Genomic DNA, 19979 nt, shown 5'->3' on the forward strand with positions numbered 1-19979 from the left:
GCGCCGGCCGATCTCATGCGCCCTCCCGCGCGTGCCGCGCGATATGGCGCAGGGCGTCGGCGAAGTCCTCGGCGACGGCCCGGACGCTGTCCGTGTCATGGATGCCGGGACGGTGGTGCCAGGTGAAGGCGAGCCGCCCGTTCTGCACCGCGCCGACGACTTCCAGCAGGTGGGAGCCTCCGTCGCGGGGGTCGTGGTCCTGGCCGAACGAGCCGTGCTCGGAGCGGACCAGGCCGTTCGAGGACTCCGCGGGGCGGCCGTCCCACTGGCCGAGGTAGTTGAACACCACCTGTCCGTGGGCGGCCCGGCCGAGCCGTTCCCGCACCTCGGGCGGGCCGTAGGTGCGCAGCGCGCCGAAGCCGAGACCGTTGCCGGGGACCGCGCGCAGCTGGCGGCGCACCGACTTCACCAGGGCGCGCCAGTCGCGGGACGCGCCGGTGCGGTCCGGTTCGGGCACCTGGAGGGCGACGGGGTGGACGGTGGTGAACCAGCCGACGGTGCGCGACAGGTCCACCCCGTCGAGCACGTCCTCTCGGCCGTGGCCCTCCAGGTCCAGGCGGACCCGGTCCTGCCCGTTCCAGCGGGCCAGGGCCAGGGCCAGGGCGGCGAGCAGTACGTCGTTGACCCGGGTGCGGTAGGCGGTCGGCGCGGAGCGCAGCAGTGCCGCGGTGTCGTCCTCGCCCAGTTCGACGGTGACGGTGCGGGCCGGTTCCGCGTCCGGTCCGGGCGCCGGGGCCGCGGGCAGCGGACCGGCGGCCACCGCCTCTTCCCAGTAAGGGAGTTCATGGTCCAGTCCGCCTTCGGCGACATGGGCGGCCAGCCCCCGGGACCAGTCGCGGAAGGAGGTGGTGCGCTCCCCCAGGGACACCGGGCCGCCCTGTGCGGCCTGGCGGTAGGCGCTCTCCAGATCGTCCCGCAGGATGCGCCAGGACACGGCGTCGACGACCAGGTGGTGGGCGACCAGCAGCAGGAAGGCCGGGCGGGTGCCGTCGCCGGTGAACAGGGCGGCGCGCAACAGCGGGCCCCGGCCGATGTCGAATCCGGTGTGCAGGTCGTCGGCGGCCTTCTCCATGGCCGCGTCGGCCTCGGTCTCCGGCAGGCCGGTCAGGTCGTGGCGGACCAGAACGCCGTCGTCGTCGCCCGCGGGCGGCGGGGTGAACTGGCGCCAGTCGTCGCCCTCCCGGGTGAAGCGGGTGCGCAGGGCGTCGTGGTGCTCCAGCAGGGCGTCCAGGGCCGTGCGCAGCGCCGCCGGGTCGGGTGTGCCGCCGAGTTCCAGCAGCATCGACTGGTTGAAGTGGTGCAGGCCCGCGCGCGGGGTGTGCAGGAACCACTCCTGGATGGGGGTGAGCGGCACCTCGCCGGTCACCGGGCCGTCCTCGGTGTGCCGGGTCTCGGTGCGGACCACGGTGGCCAGTTCGGCCACGGTCTGATGGGTGAACAGATCGCGGGTGGCCAGGTGCAGTCCCTCCCGGCGCAGCCGTGACACCACCTGCATGCTCAGGATGGAGTCGCCGCCCAGATGGAAGAAGTTGTCGTCCGCGCCGACCTCGTCCACACCGAGGACATCGGCCCAGATCAGGGCGATACGGCGTTCGGTGTCGGTGCGGGGCGCGATCCGCGGGCCCCTTCCCGCGGTCGCCGGTCCCGGGTCGGGCAGGGCGCGCCGGTCGGTCTTGCCGTTCGGGGTGAGCGGCAGCCGGTCCAGCGGGACGAACTGCGAGGGGACCATATGCGGCGGCAGCTGCCCCGCCAGGTGCTCCCGCACCTCGGCCAGGGGCAGTTCCCCGGGGTCGCCCGCGGCGGGGACGACATAGGCGACGAGTCGTGCGGTGCCGTTCGCGCCGTCGGCCCGCACCGCGACCACCGCGTCCCTCAGTTGCGGGTCCCGGCGCAGCGCGCTCTCGATCTCGCCGGGTTCGATCCGGAAGCCGCGCAGCTTGATCTGGTCGTCGGCGCGTCCGGCGAAGCGGAGTTGGCCGTCGGCGTCCCAGCGCGCGAGGTCGCCGGTGCGGTACATCCGCTCGCCGGGAGCGCCGAACGGGTCGGCGGTGAAGCGGGCGGCGGTCAGGCCGGGGCGGTGGAGGTAGCCGCGGGCGAGTCCGGGGCCCGCCACATACAGCTCCCCGGTGACGCCGGGCGGGACGGGCCGCAGGGCGGCGTCCAGGACATGGACGCGGGTGGCGCCTGCCGGGTGTCCGATCGGCGGGGCCCCCGCTTCGGGCAGCAGCGGCCCGGTCCAGGTGGCGACCACCGTCGCCTCGGTGGGCCCGTAGGAGTTGATCATCCGGCGTCCGGGGGCCCACTGTTCCACCAGGTCGGGCGGGCAGGCCTCGGCTCCCACGATCAGGGTGCGCAGGCCGGTGAGGGCGGCGGCCCGGTCCGGGGGCACGGTGGCGAGGGCCGCCGGGGGGATCAGCGCATGGCTGATGCGCTGGTCGGCGAGCACCTCGGCCAGGCGTTCGCCGACCAGCGGGCCCTCCTCACCGGTCACCAGGGTGGCGCCGGTGAGCAGGGAGACGCACAGCTCCAGTACGGAGGCGTCGAAGCTGGGCGAGGCGAACTGGAGCACCCGGTCGCCGGGCCCGGCCGCGTAGCGTTCGGCGGCCGAGGCGGCGAAGGGGGCCAGTCCGCGGTGGGTCACCATCACGCCCTTGGGGGTGCCGGTGGAACCGGAGGTGTAGATGACGTAGGCGGGGTGGTCGGCGGTGAGCGGGGTGGTGCGGTCGGTGTCGGCGGGGGCGGTGTCCGGGCCGTCCGCGGCGAGGATCTCCGCGGGGTCGTCCAGGACCAGCAGGGCGCCCGCGTCCCGCACCATGAACTCCCGCCGGTTCGCCGGATAGGCGGGGTCCACGGGCAGGAAGGCGCCGCCCGCCTTGGCGACGGCGAGCTGCGCGACCACGGACTCCGCGGCGCGCGGCAGCGCGAGGGCCACGACGGTCTCGGGGCCGACGCCCCGGCCGATGAGCCGGTGGGCGAGCCGGTTGGCGGCGCGGTCCACCTCCGCGTAGGTCAGCCGTCGGTCGCCGTCCGCGAGGGCGAGGGCGTCGGGTGTGCGGGCGGCCTGGCGTTCGAACAGGTCCGGCAGGGTGGCCGGGGGCACCGCGGCTGCCGTGCCGCATCCCTGTGCCAGCAGGGTGTCCAGTTCCTCGTCGGAGGCCAGCGGCAGGGCGCCGAGCGGCCGGTGGGGGTCCTCGGCGACGGCGGTCAGGAGCGTGGCGAGCTGGCGCGCCATCCGCTCGGCCGTGGCCGCGTCGAACAGATCGGTGGCGTAGGTGAGCAGTCCGTGCAGGGCTCCGGTGCCGGTCTCGGCGAATTCCAGGGTGAGGTCGAACGCGGCCTGGTCCAGGTCGGTTTCGATGTCCAGGACGTCGAGGCCGGGCAGGTCGAGGTCGCCGCCGGGGGCGTTCTGGAGGACCACCATGGCCTGGAAGAGCGGGGTGCGGCTGGTGTCCCGTTCCGGCTGCACCGCGTCGACCACGCGCTCGAACGGCGCCTCCTGGTGGGCGAGGGCGTCGAGGACGGTCTCGCGGACCTCGGCCAGGAACTCGGGGAACGGCCGGTCGGGTTCGACCGTGGACCGTACGACCAGGGTGTTGACGAAGAAGCCGATCAGGTGCTGGATCTCGGCCCGGTCGCGGCCCGAGGTGACGGTGCCGACCGCGATGTCCCGGCTGCCGGAGAGCCGGGCGAGGAAGGTCTGTGCGGCGGCGACGAGCGTGGTGAACAGGGTGGTTCCGCGGTCCCGCCCGACCCGGGCCAGGCGCCGTGCGGTGTCCGGGGACAGTTCCAGGCGGGCGGTCGCGCCGTGGCGGGTGCGCACCGCCGGGCGCGGCCGGTCGGTGGGCAGTTCCAGCGGCTGGATCCCGGCCAGTTGCTCCTTCCAGTAGGCGAGGTGCGTCTCGCCGTCGGCGGTGTCCTGGGCGCGCTGCCAGTGGGCGTAGTCGGCGTACTGGACCGGCAGCGGCGGCAACTCGGTTGCCGGGGCGCCGAGTTCGGTCCGGTAGAAGTGGGCCAGGTCGCCGGTGAGTACGGCGGTCGACCAGCCGTCGGTGACGATGTGGTGCAGGGTCAGGGCCAGTACGTGGTCGTCGTCCGCCAGCCGCAGCAGCCCGGCCCGGATCAGCGGGCCGACGCGCAGGTCGAAGGGGCGGCCGCGCTCCTTCGCCAGGAGCCGGCCCAGCCGTGCGGTGCGCTCCTCCTCGGGCAGCGCGGACAGGTCGTGCAGCGGCAGCTCCACCTGCTGCGGCGGATGGACGATCTGCACGCCATGGCCGTCGACGGTGTCGAAGGTGGTGCGCAGGGACTCGTGCCGGGTCACGAGGGAGCCGAGGGCCGCGGTGAGGGCACGGGTGTCGAGCGGCCCGCGCAGCCGCAGCGCCAGTGAGGTGACGTACTCGGCGCCGCCGGGTGCGAACTCCTCAAGGAACCAAAGGCGTTGTTGTGCGTAGGACATGGGTACTGCGGTGTCACGGGCGACCGGGAGGACGGCGGGGCGCCGCGCGCCGGTGTCCCCGGCCCGGGCGAGCAGGGCGGCGAGCGCCGCCGGGGTGGGGTGGGTGAACACGGCGCGGGGCGACAGTTCGGTGCCGAACTCCTCGGCGAGCCGGGAGGCGAGGCGGATGCTGAGGATGGAGTCGCCGCCCAGCCGGAAGAAGTCGTCCTCCACACCGGGCCGCTGGGTGCCCAGGACCTCGGCGAAGACATCGGCCGTGCGGCGCTCGGCGTCGGTGCGGGGCGCCACCCGGGTGCGCGGTGTGCCGCCGTCGGGTTCCGGTGCCGGGAGGGCCGCCCGGTCGACCTTGCCGTTGCCGCTGAGCGGGAGGGCGGGCAGCGGGACGAACGCGGAGGGGACCAGATAGTCGGGCAGTTCCCGGCGGGCGAACTCCCGCAGTTCCTCCAGGTCCTGGCCCGCGGGGCCGACCACATAGGCCACCAGCCGCCGGGCGCCGGGCCGGTCCTCGCGGGCGACCACGGCCGCGTCGGTGACCTGGGGGTGGGCGGCGAGCACGGCCTCCGCCTCACCGGGCTCGACCCGGAATCCGCGGATCTTCACCTGGTCGTCGGCCCGGCCCAGGAACTCCACGGTGCCGTCCTGGTTGCGGCGCGCCAGGTCTCCCGTGCGGTACATCCGCGCTCCGGGCGGCCCGAGCGGGTCGGCGAGGAAGCGGGCGGCACTCTCGCCGGGGCGCCCGAGATAGCCGCGGGCCACGCCTTCGCCCGCCGCGTACAGCTCTCCCGTACCGCCGGGCGGTACGGGACGCATCCGGCTGTCGAGGATGTGCACCCGCATGTCGTCCAGGGGGTGGCCGATGGGCACGGTGTCGGGCACCCGTGCCGCGTCGGTGAGGGCGAAGGCGGTGGTGAAGGTGGTGGCCTCGGTCGGCCCGTAGCCGTCCACGACGGTGAGGCCGGGGCAGGCCCGAAGGACCCGGCGCACGGCCGCCGCGGGGACCACGTCGCCGCCGGTCCACACCTGACTGAGGCCCGACAGGCAGTCGGGGGCGTCCTGGGCCAGCAGCCGGAAGAGTCCGGCGGTCAGCCATACGGCGGTCAGTCCGCCGTCCGCAGTGAGCCGCCCCAGCAGCGCGGCGTCCACCGGGCCCTCGGGGGCCACCACCACCGAGCCGCCATTGAGCAGGGGTGCCCATACCTCGAAGGTGGCGGCGTCGAAGGCGACCGGCGAGTGCAGCAGCACCCGGGCGCACACGCCGTGGCCGAACCGGCTGTCGGTGGCCAGGGACGCGATGTCCCGGTGCCGTACCGCGACCGCCTTGGGGCGGCCGGTCGAGCCGGAGGTGAACATGATGTAGGCGAGCCGGTCGGGGTCGGCAACGGGCCCGTCCAGGAGACCCGTTGAGCCGGTGCGGGCGGCGGCGGCCTCCTCGGCGGTCAGCAGCAGGGTGGCGTCCGCACCGGCGAGCAGGGCGCGGCGGCGCTCCTCGGGGGCCCTGGCGTCCAGGGGCAGATAGGCGCCGCCCGCCTTGAGGACGGCGAGCTGGGCGGCGACGAGTTCGGCGGAGCGGTCCATGAGCAGGGCCACCCGGCCCTCGGGGGCCAGCCCGCCGTTCAGCAGCCGGTGCGCCAACCGGTCGGACCAGTCGCCCAGTTGGCGGTACGTCACCTCACGGTCCCCGTCGTGCACCGCCACGGCGTCCGGGGCGCGGTGGACCTGCTCGGCGAACAGGTCCACCGGGCTGCGAGGGGCCACCCGGCGGGCGGTGGAGTTCCACCGGCCGAGCAGTTCCCTGTCGTCCTCGGTGAGCGGCTCCAGGCCGTCCACCGTGCCGTCGAGACCGTCGGCGAGCGCGGTGAGCACCGCGGTCAGCCGGGCCCCGGCGCGTTCCACCGTGGCCCGGTCGAACAGCGCGGCGTCGTAGGCGAGATCGAAGCCCAGGCGATCGGTGAGGTGGGCGCGCAGGCAGAGCGGGAAGGTGGTGGCGTCGTCGGCGCGGACGTCCTCGACGCACACACCGGTGCGGGCCGTGGCCGACTCGTCGACGGGGTAGTTCTCGAACACCACCATGCTGTCGAACAGCGCCTCGCCCGCCGGGACATCACTGGCGGCCTGGATCCGGGGCAGCGCGACGAAGTCGTGTCGCCGGGCGTCGCTCCCCTGCTCCTGGATCCCGCGCAGCCAGGGCACGATGCCGCCCCCGGTGACCCGTACCCGGGTGGGCACGGTGTTGATGAACATGCCGATCATGGTGTCCACGCCGGGCAGTTCGGCCGGGCGGCCGGAGACGGTGGTGCCGAACACCACGTCCGGGCGGCCTGCGGAGCGGGCCAGCAGCAGTGCCCAGGCGCCCTGGACCACGGTGTTGACGGTCAGTCCGGCCCGGGCGGCGTGCTCGCGCAGCCGTGCCGAGGCCGCCTCGTCCAGTTCGTGCCGTACGGCGGCCTCGGACCGGGCGCGGTGCGCCTCGGCCGGGGTGCGGTCGTAGGGCAGCGGGGTGCGGTCGGTGAAACCGGCGAGGGTCTCGGTCCAGTGCCGTACGGCCGCGTCCTCGTCCTGGTCCCGCAGCCAGCGCAGGAAGTCCGCGAACGGGCGGCGGTCGGGCGGCGCGGCATCCGGGCCGCCGGTGAGCGCGGCATAGCGCTCGCTCACCTCGGTGAGGAGCTGGGCGGTGCTCCAGCCGTCCAGGATCAGATGGTGGGTGGACCACAGCAGCAGCACCTCGTCGCCGGGCAGGGCGGCCAGGGCTATCCGGGTGAGCGGCGCCTCGGTGAGGTCCATGCCCGTGGCGCGGTCGTCGGCGAACAGCCGTTCGGTGGCCGCGGCGCGCTGCTCCTCCGTCAGGCCGCGCCAGTCCAGCCGGGTCACCGGCAGCTCCGCACGGTGGTGGACCACCTGGACGGGATGCGGCAGGCCCTGCCAGTGGACGCTGGTGCGCAGGGCGGGGGTGCGGTCGGCGACCTGCTGCCAGGCCTCGGCGAAGGCCCCCGGGTCGGCGACCCCGGACAGCCGTACCGCCGTACGGTCGAAGTAGGCGCCCTCGGTGTCGACGAGCCCGTGGAAGAGCATGCCGGACTGGAGGGGGGTCAGCGGCAGGACGTCCGCGACGCCGCGTCCGTCGCCCACCAGCCGGTCCAGCTGCTCCTGGGTGAGTCCGGCGAGCGGGAAGTCGGAGGGGGTGCGGCCGCCGGAGTCCGGCCGGGCGCAGTGCTCGGTGATCTCGCGCAGCGCCGCGCACATCGCGTCGGCGAGGTGGCGCACGGTGGCCTCGTCGTAGACGGCCGGAGGGTAGGTCCAGCCCAGTTCCAGCCGTCCGTCCTGCACCACGCCGGTGATCTCGAGGAGGTAGGGGCGGGGTTCGGCGGGGTCGCCGTCCCGTCCGGCGGGCGGCAGCGCGGCGCGGTAGAGGCCGTCGGCCGCCCGGTCGGCGGTTCCGGCGTCCCACTGCCCGTGGTAGTTGAAGCCGATCTGCGGGGCGGGGGCGCCGACGGACGGTCCGTCGGGCCGCAGATGGCGCAGCGCGCCATGGCTCAGGCCGTGCGCCGGGACCGCCCGGAGCTGCTCCTTGACGGAGCGCAGGTTCTCCCGCCAGCCGTTCTCCCGGCCGACGGTGAGAGCGAGGGGGAACTCGGCGGTGAACCAGCCGACGGTCCGCGACAGGTCCACGCCCTCGAAGAGGTCCTCGCGGCCGTGGCCCTCCACGCCGATCAGTACGGTGTCGCGCTCGCACCAGCGGGCCAGGGTGCGGCCCAGGGCGCCGAGCAGGACGTCGTTGACCTGGGTGCGGTAGACCTCGGGGACCTGGCGCAGCAGGGCGTCCGTGGTCTCCGGGTCCAGGGTGGTGGTGAGGGTGGCCGCGGTGCCGCGGGTGTTGGGGCCCTCCCGGCCGGGCGGGAGGGCGGCCGGAGCGGCGGCGGTGCGCGTCCAGTGCGGAAGGTCGGCGTCGAACCCCCCGGCGTGGGTGTGCCGTTCCAGCAGGGCGGCCCAGTGGCTGTGGGCGGTGCCGGTCGGGGGAAGCGCGGGGGTGCGGCCGGCCGCGGCGGCCCGGTGGGCGGCCTCCAGGTCGCCCAGCAGGATGCGCCAGGACACGCCGTCCACGACCAGGTGGTGAGCGGTGATCAGCAGTTGCGGGGGCCGCTGGGGGCCGCAGTCGAAGAACAGGACCCGGACCACCCGGCCCTCGGCGGGGTCGAGCGAGGCCTGTGCCTCCTCGGCCGCGCGCTGCACCTCCGCCTCCAGGGCGGAGGCGTCCAGGTCCGCGACCTCGTGGTGGCTGAACACACCGTCCGGCGCCTCGGGCAGGGCCTCCTGGTGCCAGGCGCCGTCGGTGCGGCGGAAGCGGGTGCGCAGCGCCGGGTGGTGGCCCACCAGGGCGTCGACGGCCTGCCGCAGGGCGAGCGGGCCGGTGTCCGGGGCGAGTTCCAGTCGCTGGGTCATGGTGAAGCGCAGCGGGTCGCCGGGGCGGCGGCCGTCGAGATACCAGTGCTGGATCGGGGTGAGCGGCGCCTCCCCGGTCGGGGCCGGTTCCGCGGCGGGCGTCGAGTCCGCCGCGGTGACGCACAGGGCCAGCTCGGCGACCGTCTGGTGGCGGAAGACATCCTTGGTGGTGAGGCCCAGTCCGGCCTGGCGGGCGCGGGAGACGATCTGGATGCTGAGGATCGAGTCGCCGCCCAGCGCGAAGAAGTTGTCCTGCGCGCCGACCCGTTCGACACCCAGGACCTCCGCCCAGATGGCCGCCAGGCGCTCTTCGGTGCCGGGGCGGGGGGCAATGTAGCGGGTGCCGCTGTCGGGCTGCTCGGGCGGGGCGGGCAGCGCGCGCCGGTCGGTCTTGCCGCTGGTGGTACGGGGGATGCGGGCCAGCGGGACGAAGGCGGCGGGGACCATGTGGTCGGGCAGGGTGCGCCGCAGCAGGATCCGCAGGTCCTCGGCGGGCGGCACGCGGTCGCCCGCGGGCACCGTGTAGCCGACGAGCAGGGCCCGTCCGGCGTGTTCGCGTACGGCGACCACGGCCTCGGCGACCTCGGGGTGGGCGAGCAGGGCGGCCTCCACCTCCCCGGGTTCGATGCGGAAGCCGCGGATCTTGATCTGCTCGTCGACGCGCCCCAGGAATTCGAGGAGCCCCCGGGCGTTCCAGCGGGCGCGGTCGCCGGTGCGGTACATCCGCTCCCCCGGCGCGCCGAAGGGGTCGGCCAGGAAGCGGGACGCGGTCAGCCCGGGCCGGTTCAGATAGCCGCGGGCCACCTGGGCACCGGCCAGATACAGCTCACCGGGGGTGCCGGGCGGCACCGGGCGCAGCGCGCCGTCCAGGACGTAGGCGCGCAGATTGCGGCCGGGGCGGCCGATGGCGGGCTGTCCGGGGTGGTCGGCGCAGCGACCGTAGACGGCGTCGACGGTGCACTCGGTGGGGCCGTACATGTTGTAGGCGGTGACCCCGAGGTCCGCGGCGGCGCACAGTTCCTGCCAGGCGGTGCCGCCGACGGCCTCGCCGCCGACCATGAGCAGGCCCGGGCGGTGGCGGTCGGGCGCGAGGAGCCCGGCGGCGGTCAGTTCGCGCAGGAAGGAGGGGGTGACGTTGACGAGGTCGAGGCGCCGCTCGGCGACCTGGGCGCAGAACGCCTCGGGGTCCAGGCGCACGTCCTCGTCGACGAGGTGCACCTCGTGGCCGAGGGCGAGCAGCAGCGGGCCCTCCCAGGAGGTGTCGAAGGAGAAGGACGCGCTGAGTGCGGCGCGCAGCCGACGGCCGTCCGCGGTGTGCGGGGCGAGGAGCCCCTCGCGGTGGTCGTGGCAGAGGTTGACCAGGTGCCGGTGTTCGACCGCGACGCCCTTGGGGCGGCCGGTGGAGCCGGAGGTGTAGACGAGGTAGGCGGTGTTCTCGGGGCGCAGGGGCGCGAGCCGGTCGGCGTCGGTGGGGTTGTGGGCGGGCAGCCGGTCCCAGTCGACCGCGCGCAGGGTGTCCTCGGTGAGGACGGTGTGCGGGGCCGCGTCGGCGAGGAGGTACGCGATGCGTTCCTCGGGCAGGCCGGGGTCCAGGCAGAGCAGGGTGCCGCCCGCCTTGAGCACGGCGAACAGCGCGACCAGCTGGTCGGAGGTGCGCGGCAGGCGGACGGCGACCACGCGCTCGGGGCCGGTCCCCCGGCCGATGAGGTGGTGGGCCAGCCGGTTGGCGCGCTCGTTGAGGGCACCGAAGCCGAGGGTGGTGTCCCGGGCGACCAGGGCGGTGGTCTGCGGGGACCGGGCGGCCTGGGCCTCGAACAGGGCGGGGAAGGCGGTGTCCGGTACGGGCAGCCGCTCCCCCTGCCACTCCTCGAGGGTCCGGGTGTGTTCCTCGGGGGTCATCAGGGGCAGGGCGCCGACGGGCAGGGCCGGGTCCTGGACGGCGGCCTCCAGCAGGATCCGCAGCCGGGCGGCCAGGCGCTCGGCGGTGTCCGCGTCGAACAGGGCGGTGTCGTACTCCAGATGGCCGGTGAGGCCGCCGTCGCCCTCCACGAAGTCGAAGGCGAGGTCGAAGGCGGCATGCCGGACCGGCGGGGTGAGCGGCTCGGCCGTGAGACCGGGCAGCCGGGGCGCCTCGGCGCCCACGTTGTGCAGCGCCACCATGACCTGGAACAGGGGGGTGCGGCTGGTGTCCCGTTCCGGCTGGAGGGCGTCCACCAGCCGTTCGAAGGGCACCTCCTGGTGGGCGAAGGCGTCCAGGACGGTGGTGCGGGTCTCGGCGAGCAGCTCGTGGAAGGACCGGCCGGGGCGTATCCGGCCGCGCAGCACCAGGGTGTTGACGAACATGCCGACCACGTCGTGGAGTTCGGGGCGCTCACGGCCCGCGGTGACCGTGCCGACGGCCAGGTCCTGCTGCCCGGACCAGCGCGCCAACAGGATCTGACAGGCTGTCAGCAGGGTCATGTAGAGGGTGGCGTCGGCCCCGCGGCCGGTCTCCCGCAGCCGGTCGGTCAGCGCGGCGGGCAGGGTGAAGGTGACCGAGGCGCCCTCGCGGGTGCGGACGGCGGGCCGGGGCCGGTCGGTGGGCGGCTCCAGCGGGGTCAGGCCGTCCAGTACCCGGCGCCAGTGTGCGAGATCCTCCTCGGCCCGGTCGGTGCGGCCGCGCTGCCAGGCGGCGAAGTCGACGTAGCGGACGGGCAGTTCGGGCAGCTTCGGGGCGCGGTCCGTCAGTGCGGCCGCGTACAGCTCGCCGAGGTCCCGGCCGAGGACGCCGAGCGACCAGCCGTCGGTGACGATGTGGTGGACGGCCAGGGCCAGTACGTGGTCGTCGGGGCCGAGCCGGGCCAGCCGGGCGCGCAGCAGCGGTCCGGAGGCCAGGTCGAAGGGGGTGGTTGCCTCCTCGTCGAGGAGCGCGTCCAGGGCGGCCGGTCCGTCGAGGTCGTCCACCCGCAGCGCCACCGGGTACGGGGCGTGGACGACCTGGAGGGCGTGGCCGTCGCGCTCGGCGAAGGTGGTGCGCAGCGCCTCGTGCCGGGCGACCAGGCCGTCCAGGGCGGTGCGCAGGGCGCTCTCGTCGAGGGGGCCGCGCAGCCGCAGGACGGACAGGGTCGTGTACTCGGTGTTGCCGGGTTCGAAGCGGTCCAGGAACCACAGGCGCTGCTGGGCGTACGACAGCGGCGGCGGGGTGTCCGGATCCGCGGCCGGGATGACGTCGGCCGGTTGCGCGGCCGGTCCGTCGAGGGCGGCGGCCAGCGCGGCGACGGTGGGGTGGGTGAACAGCAGCCGGGGCGACACGTCCGTGCCGAAGGCCGTGCGCAGCCGGGAGGTGACGCGGACGGCGAGCAGGGAGTCGCCGCCGAGGGCGAAGAAGTCGTCGTGCGCGCCGACCACTTCGGTGTCCAGGACGTCGGCCCAGGCGGTGGCGACCAGCCGTTCGGCGGGGGTGCGCGGCGGGGTGCGGTCGGTGCCCGCGGCGAAGCCGTCGGGGCCGGGTGTGGGCAGGGCGCGCCGGTCGAGTTTGCCGTTGCCGGTGAGCGGCAGCGCCGCCAGCGGGACATAGGCGGCGGGCACCATGTGCGCGGGCAGCAACCGCTCCAGGTGGGCGCGGAGTTCGGCGGCGGCGGGCGGGGCGGCGGTGTGCTCGCCCCGGCCCGTGCCCACCACATGGGCGACCAGCCGTCGGGTCCCGGAGGCGTCCTCGTGGACGCCCACGGTGGCGGCGCCGACGCCGGGGTGGGTGTGCAGGGCCGCCTCGATCTCGCCGGGTTCGATGCGGTAGCCGCGGATCTTCACCTGCTGGTCGGCGCGGCCCAGGTACTCCAGGCTGCCGTCGGCGCGCCAGCGGGCCCGGTCGCCGGTGCGGTACATCCGGGCGCCGGGCTCCCCGAAGGGGTCGGCGAGGAAGCGGGTGGCGGTCAGTCCGGGGCGGCCCAGATAGCCGCGGGCCAGCCCCTCCCCGGAGACGTACATCTCGCCGACGGCGCCGGGCGGTACGGGGGCCAGGTCGCCGTCGAGCACCCGGATCCGCAGATCGGGGATGCCGGTGCCGATGGGGCTCGCGGTGCCGGTGGCGGCGGCCCGGTCCAGGGGGGCGTAGGTGACGTGCACGGTGGTCTCGGTGATGCCGTACATGTTGACCAGGCGGGGCGCGGTGTCCGGGTGGCGGGTGTACCAGTCGGCCAGCCGGGCGACGTCCAGCGCCTCACCGCCGAAGATCACCGTGCGCAGGGCCAGCCGGGCGCTCGTGCCGGGGTGTTCGGCGTCGGCGCGGATCAGCGGATAGAAGGCGGAGGGCGTCTGGTTGAGGACCGTGACGCCCTCGTCCGCCAGCAGGCGCAGGAAGTCCTCCGGGGAGCGCGCGACATCGTCCGGTACGACGACCAGCCGGCCGCCGTGCAGCAGCGCGCCCCACAGCTCCCACACCGAGAAGTCGAAGGCGCAGGAGTGGAAGAGGGTCCATACGTCGTGCTCGTCGAAGCCGAACCAGGAGTGGGTGCGGGTGAACAGCCGCACCACGTTGGCGTGCGGCACCACGACCCCCTTGGGGCGGCCGGTGGAGCCCGAGGTGTAGATGGCGTAGGCGGGGGTCTCCGGGTCCGGGCGGCGGGACGGGTCCGCGCCGTCGGCGGGGCGGGCCGCGAGGTCGGCCCGTACCGCGGGGTCGTCCAGGAGCAGGACCGGCACCTCGGTGCCCTCGGCCCGGGCGGCGGAGGCGGTGTCGGTGACCAGGGCCACCGGGCCCGCGTCGGCGAGCAGTTCGGCGACGCGTTCGGCGGGCAGCCGGGGGTCCAGGGGCAGATAGGCGGCGCCCGACTTCAGGACGGCGAGGATCGCCACGACCAGGTCGGTGGAGCGGGGCAGCGCGAGGGCGACATAGTGCTCGGGTCCGGCGCCGTACTCGGCCAGCCGGTGGGCGAGCCGGGCGGCCCGGGCGTCGAGCGTGGCGTAGTCCAGGCGGTCGTCGCCGCAGGTGACGGCGATCGCATCGGGGACGCGGACGGCCTGGGCCTCGAAGAGGTCCACCAGGGTCTGTCCGGGCCGCCCCTGCTCGCCGCCGTTCCAGTCCACGAGGATCCGGTGCCGCTCCTCGGCGCTCGTCCAGGGCAGGGTGCCCAGGGGCCGGTCGGGGTCGGCGGCGATCCCGGCCAGGATCAGGCAGAGCCGGTCGGCGAGGGCGCGGACGGTCGCGGGGTCGAACAGGTCCGGGTCGAAGGCCAGGTCGAAGCCGAGCCGCTCGCCCTGGTAGGCCCGCAGCACCAGGGGGAAGTTGGTGGCGTCGCGGGAGGCGACGTCCGCCAGACGCACCCCGGAGGTGGCCGTACGGGCCTCGTCGAAGGGGTAGTTCTCGAAGGCGACCATGCTGTGGAACAGCGCGGTGCCGGAGGGCACGTCGCTGGAGGAGGTCAGCTCCGCCAGCGACACCGAGGCGAAACGCCGTGACTCGGCCTGGGTGTCCTGGAGTTCCCTGAGCCATGCGGCGGCCGTGCGGCGGCCGTCGACGCGGACCCGGGTGGGCAGGGTGTTGATGAACATGCCCACCATCGACTCCACGCCGGGCAGGTCGTCGGGGCGCCCGGAGACGGTGGTGCCGAAGACCACGTCCTCCTCGCCGCTGTAGCGGGCGAGCAGCAGCGCCCAGGCGCCCTGCACCACCGTGCTGGGGGTGAGCCCGGACTTCCGTGCGGTGCGGGCGAGTTGCTGCGACACCGCGTCGGACAGCGCGGCCGTGTGGACGCCTCCGGAGCGGGCCCGGTGCGCGTCGCGCAGGGGGCGGTCTGCGGGGAGCGGGGTGGGGGTGGCGAAGCCGCCGAGGACCTCGTTCCAGTGGGCGCGTGCGGCGTCCGCGTCCTGTTCGGCCAGCCAGCGCACATAGTCGGCGAAGGGGCGGCGCACGGGCGGCCGCAGTTCGCGTCCGGCGGTGAGGGCCGCGTACTCCTCGGACACCTCGGTGAGGACCTGGGCGAGGCTCCAGCCGTCCAGGATCAGATGGTGGGAGGTCCACAGCAGGTGCAGGCGGGCGTCGGGCAGCCGGACCAGGGTGAGCCGCATCAGCGGCGCGGCGTTCAGGTCCAGGCCGCGGGCGAGGTCGTCGGCGCGCAGCCCGGCGAACCGGCTCTCGCGTTCGTCCTCGTCCAGGTTCCGCCAGTCCAGGTGGGCGACCGGCAGCCGGACGTCCCGGTGCACGATCTGGAGCGGCACCGGAACGTCCTCCCACACCACGGAGGTCCGCAGGGCGGGCGTGCGGTCCGTCACCCGCTGCCAGGCCAGGGCGAAGGCCTCGGGGTCCGTCACGCCTTCGAGGAGCAGGGCGGCCTGGTCCACATAGACGTCGTCGGGGCCGCCGACCAGGCGGTGGAAGAGCATGCCCTCCTGGAGGGGCGTCAGCGGAAGGATGTCCTCCACTCCGCGGCCGTCACCGGCGAGCCGGTCCACGGCGGCCTGGTCGAGCCGGGCGAGGGGGAAGTCGGAGGGGGTGCGGCCGCCCGCGTCGGGCCGGGCGCAGTGCTCGGCGATGGCGCCGAGGGCGCGGACCATGGCGTCCGCGAGGGCGGTCACGGTGTCCGTGTGGTGCACCTGGTCGCTGTAGTGCCAGGTGATCTCCAGTTCGCCGTCGGCGACCACCGCGGACACGTCCAGGAGGTGGTCCAGGGGTTCACCGGGGGCCATGTCCCGTCCGGGGACCTCGGCGGCGGGTGCGAAGTCCCGTCCGGCGGACGCCTCCCACTGGCCGTGGTAGTTGAAGCAGACCTGGGGCAGCGGCAGTTCCTTCAGGGCCGCGGCGGCGGGGCCGGGTGAGCCGAGGCGTGCCAGGGCCTCGTAGCTCAGGCCCCGCCGGGGCACGGCCCGCAGGCGTTCCTTGACCGCCTTCAGGGTGGCGGCCCAGTCCGGTGCGGCGGACGGTCCGGCCGGGGCGAGGGTGACGGGGTACTGGGTGGTGAACCAGCCCACCGTGCGGGAGATGTCGACCGTCTCCCCGGTCCCGGGGTGGCCGATCTCCTCCCGGCCGTGGCCCTCCAGGGCGACGGTCACCCGGTCGGTTCCCGCCCAGTCGGCGAGGGTCCGGCCGAGCGCGCTGAGCAGGACGTCGTTGACCTGGGTGCGGTAGACGCCGGGCACCCGGCGCAGCAGGGCCCCGGTGGTGGCGCGGTCGACCCGGGTGCGCACGGTGCGCACCGATCCGGCCAGCGGTGTGCCGGCGCGGTCGACGGGGAGCGGGGTGCGCGGGGTGGCGGCCTCCGCGGTCCAGTACGGCAGGTCGTCGTCCAGGTCTCCGGCCCTCACCCGGTCGGCGAGATGGGTGGCCCAGTGGGTGAACGGGGCGGTGACGGGGTCGAGTTCCACCGGCTCGCCCGCGGCCGTCTGCCGGTAGGCCCGTTCCAGGTCGGCCAGCAGGATGCGCCAGGAGACGCTGTCCACCGCGAGGTGATGGGCCGTCAGGAAGAGCTGGGGGCGTTCTCCGGCCGGGGGCAGCAGCAGGGCCGCGCGCAGCAGGGTGCCGGTGGCGGGGTCCAGGGCGGCGCGTGCGGTGTCGGCGGCCTCGGCGAGGGTGGCCGCGGGGTCGGCTCCGGGCTCCGTGACGGGGTGGCGGGTCAGCAGACCGGTGGCGGGGGCGTCGCCGGGCTGCTGCCGTCGGCCGTCCGCGGTGGACGTGAAGCGGGTGCGCAGCGCCGGGTGGCGGGCGACCAGGATCTCCAGGGCCCGTTCCAGGGCCTGTTCGTCGAGGTCGTGGGGCAGGTCGAGGAGCATCGACATGCTGAAGTGCCGCAGCGTGCCGTGGGTGGCGAAGAACCACTCCTGGACCGGGGTGAGCGGTGCGGGCCCGTCGTCGTACGGCTGCCGGGGCGCAGGCACCGTGGCGGTGCGGCGGGCCGCGGCGGCGGCGAGGTCGGCGACGGTCTGGTGGCGGAAGACATCGCGGGAGGCCAGGTGCAGTCCGGCGGCGCGGGCCCGGGTGACCGCCTGGATGCTGAGGATGGAGTCGCCGCCCAGCTCGAAGAAGTTGTCGGTGACGCCGACCCGCGCGACGCCCAGGACCTCGGACCAGATGGCGGCGAGGGTCTCCTCCTCGGGGGTGCGCGGGGCGACGAACTCCCGCTCCCGCGCGTCGGCGGCCGGGTCCGGGGCGGGCAGGGCCCGGCGGTCCAGCTTGCCGCTGGTGGTCAGCGGCAGGGCGTCGAGCACGGTGTAGGAGGACGGCACCATGTGGTCGGGCAGGACGCGGGCGCAGGCTGCCCGCAGCTCCGGGGTGCCGGGCGGGGTCGCACCGGGGGCGGCCACCAGATAGGCGGCCAGGCGCAGATGGCCGTGCGCGTCGGGGAGCGCGGCGACCGCGGCGGCGGCGATGCCGGGCAGGCCCGCCAGCGCGGCCTCGATCTCGCCCGGCTCGATGCGGTGGCCGCGCACCTTGACCTGGTCGTCGGCGCGGCCGAGGTAGTCCAGCTGTCCGTCGGGGGTCCAGCGGGCGAGGTCGCCCGTGCGGTACATCCGGGCGCCGGGCTCCCCGAAGGGGTCGGCGGTGAAGCGGGCGGCGGTCAGTCCGGGGCGGCCCGCGTAGCCGCGGGCCAACTGCTCGCCTGCCAGGTACAGTTCGCCGCCGATGCCGGGGGGCACCGGCTGGAGCCGGTCGTCGAGGACATAGGCGCGGACGCCCGGCAGCGGGCGGCCCACCAGGGGTCGGCCCTCGCTTCCGATGCGGCAGGCCAGCGCGTCCACCGTGCACTCGGTGGGCCCGTAGAAGTTGTGCACCGCGACGTCCCGGTGCCCGGCCAGCTCCCGCCACAGGTCGGCGCCCACGGCCTCGCCGCCGAGCATCAGCACCCGGGGCCGGTGGCGGGGGTCGGTGAGCAGTCCGGCGGGCAGCAGCTGCCGCAGATAGGTGGGGGTCAGATCGAGGAAGTCGATGCGGTGTTCGACGACGTACTCCACCAGGGCGGCCGCGTCCAGCCGGGTCGTCTCGTCGACCAGGTGCAGCGGGTGGCCGTCGGCCATCAGCAGCACGCCCTCCAGCGAGGTGTCGAAGGAGAACGAGGCGGTCAGCGCCACCCGCAGGGGTCCGCCGCCCGCTTCGGCGACAAAGCCCTCGCGGTGTCCCGCGAGCAGGTTGGCCAGGGAGCGGTGGGTGACGGTGACGCCCTTGGGGCGGCCGGTGGAGCCGGAGGTGTAGAGGACGTAGGCGGTGTGGTCCGGGTCGAGCGGGGCGAGCCGGTCCTCGTCGGCCGGGTCGGTGTCCGGGCCGTCCTCGGGCACCGCCCGCAGCGCGTCCTCGTCCAGCACCAGCGCGGGCCGCGCGTCGTCCAGCAGGTACCGCAGGCGCTCCTCGGGCAGCGCCGGGTCCAGCGGCAGATATCCGGCCCCGGACTTCCAGACGCCGAGAATCGCCGTGATCATGTCCGCGGTGCGCGGCAGCCGCAGCGCGACCAGCCGTTCGGGACCCGCGCCGAGGGAGATGAGATGGTGGGCGAGCCGGTTGGCGCGGGCGTCGAGGGTCGCGTAGTCGAGGCGTTCACCCCCGGCGACGAGCGCGGTGGCGTCGGGGGTGCGGGCCGTCTGCCGGGCGAAGAGAGCGGGGTACGTCGTCCCGGGCGCGGGCCGCGCGGTGGCGTTCCACTCCTCGGTGATCTGCCGTATCTCCCGCGCGGACAGCAGCGGCAGGGTGCCGAGCGGGCGGCCGGGTTCGGCGGCGACCCCGGCGAGGGTGCGCAGCAGCTGGTCGGCCATCCGCCGCGCGGTCGCCTCGTCGAAGAGGTCGGTGCGGTATTCCAGCAGGCCGGTCAGGCCGTCGCCGTCCGGTACGAACTCCACGCTCAGATCGAAGGTGGCCGCCTGCCGGGGCACGCTCACCGGGGATGCGGCGAGGCCGCCGGGGGCGGGCGGCGCGGGCGGGGCGGGGTGCAACAGGACCATCACGTCGAAGAGGGGGTTGCGGCCCGCCTCCCGGGGCGCGCCGACCGCCTCCACCAGCCGTTCGAAGGGGGTGTCGCCGTGGGCGAAGGCGCCGTTGACGGTCTCCGCGGCGGCGGCCAGCAGTTCGCGGAAGCTTCCGGCGGTGTCGACGGGGGTGCGCAGCACCACGGTGTGGGCGAAGAAGCCCACGGCCCGTTCCAGGTCGGTGCGGGAGCGCCCGGGGGTCAGGGAGCCGATGGTGATGTCGTCCTGGCCGGACCAGCGGGCCAGCAGCGCTTGGCAGGCGGCGACCAGGGAGGTGAAGAGGGTGGTGTGCTGCTCGGCCGCGAGCCGCCGCAGCCCGGCGGTGACCTCCGCGGGCACGGTGAAGGCGTGGATCGCGCCCGCCCCGGACTCCTCGCCGCGGCGCGGGCGGTCCAGGGGGAGGTCCGGCGCGACGGACCCTGACAACTGCCGCGACCAGTAGGAGAGTTGCTTCTCCAGCCGGGGGCCGGACAGCTGCTCCCGCTGCCACACCGCGAAGTCGGGGTACTGGGCGGCCACCGGGGCGAGGCGCGGCTCCTCGCCGCGGGACAACGCCTCGTAGACCGTGCACAGTTCGTCGGTGAGGATCCCCATCGACCAGCCGTCGATGATGATGTGATGTGCCGTCAGCAAAAGGATGTGCGAGGAGGGCGACTCCCGCAGTAGCAGGGCGCGCAGCAGCGGGCCGGTGCTCAGGTCGAAGGGGCGCGCGTACTCCTGGAGCAGGGCCCGGTCCAGGGCGTCGGCATCGAGGGGCTGGCCCTCGGGGGTGTCCGGCTCCTGGACCGGCAGGGGCACCGGGCGCGGCGGGTGCACGGTCTGCACCGGCCGCCCCTCGCTCTCGTCGAAGGTGGTGCGCAGCGCCTCGTGGCGCTCCACCAGGTGGTCCAGCGCCCGGGAGAGGGCGCCGCGGTCGAGCCTGCCGGTCAGCCGCAGGGCGACGGCGCTGTTGTAGCGGGCGTCACCGGGGCGCAGCCGGTCCAGGAACCACAGCCGCTGCTGGGCGAAGGACAGGGGCAGGGGCCGGGTGCGGTCGGCGCGCGGGATGCCCGGGCGGGCCCCCGCGTCGGGTGCGGCCGCCCGTCCGGCGAGGCGGCGCCGCAGCGCCTCCTGGAGGTCCGCGGGCAGGGCCTCGGCACGGTTTCGCTTCGAAGACGTCATGGTC

General features: G+C 75.3%; 1 protein-coding gene. It reads right to left on the reverse strand.

What is annotated here, in order from left to right; all coding sequences use genetic code 11:
* Positions 1–13: 13 nt before the first annotated feature.
* Positions 14–19975, reverse strand: coding sequence for a non-ribosomal peptide synthase/polyketide synthase (locus ACIHAA_RS08650; RefSeq protein WP_399814605.1), 19962 nt, complete (start codon positions 19973–19975; stop codon positions 14–16).
* Positions 19976–19979: the final 4 nt, after the last annotated feature.

The organism is Streptomyces sp. NPDC052040 (assembly GCF_044548405.1).
Classification (GTDB): domain Bacteria; phylum Actinomycetota; class Actinomycetes; order Streptomycetales; family Streptomycetaceae; genus Streptomyces.

What these genes read in the sequence shown, in the direction of transcription:
- ACIHAA_RS08650 (WP_399814605.1), bottom strand. Translation starts at nt 19,975, where the DNA reads ATGACGTCTTCGAAGCGAAACCGTGCCGAGGCCCTGCCCGCGGACCTC.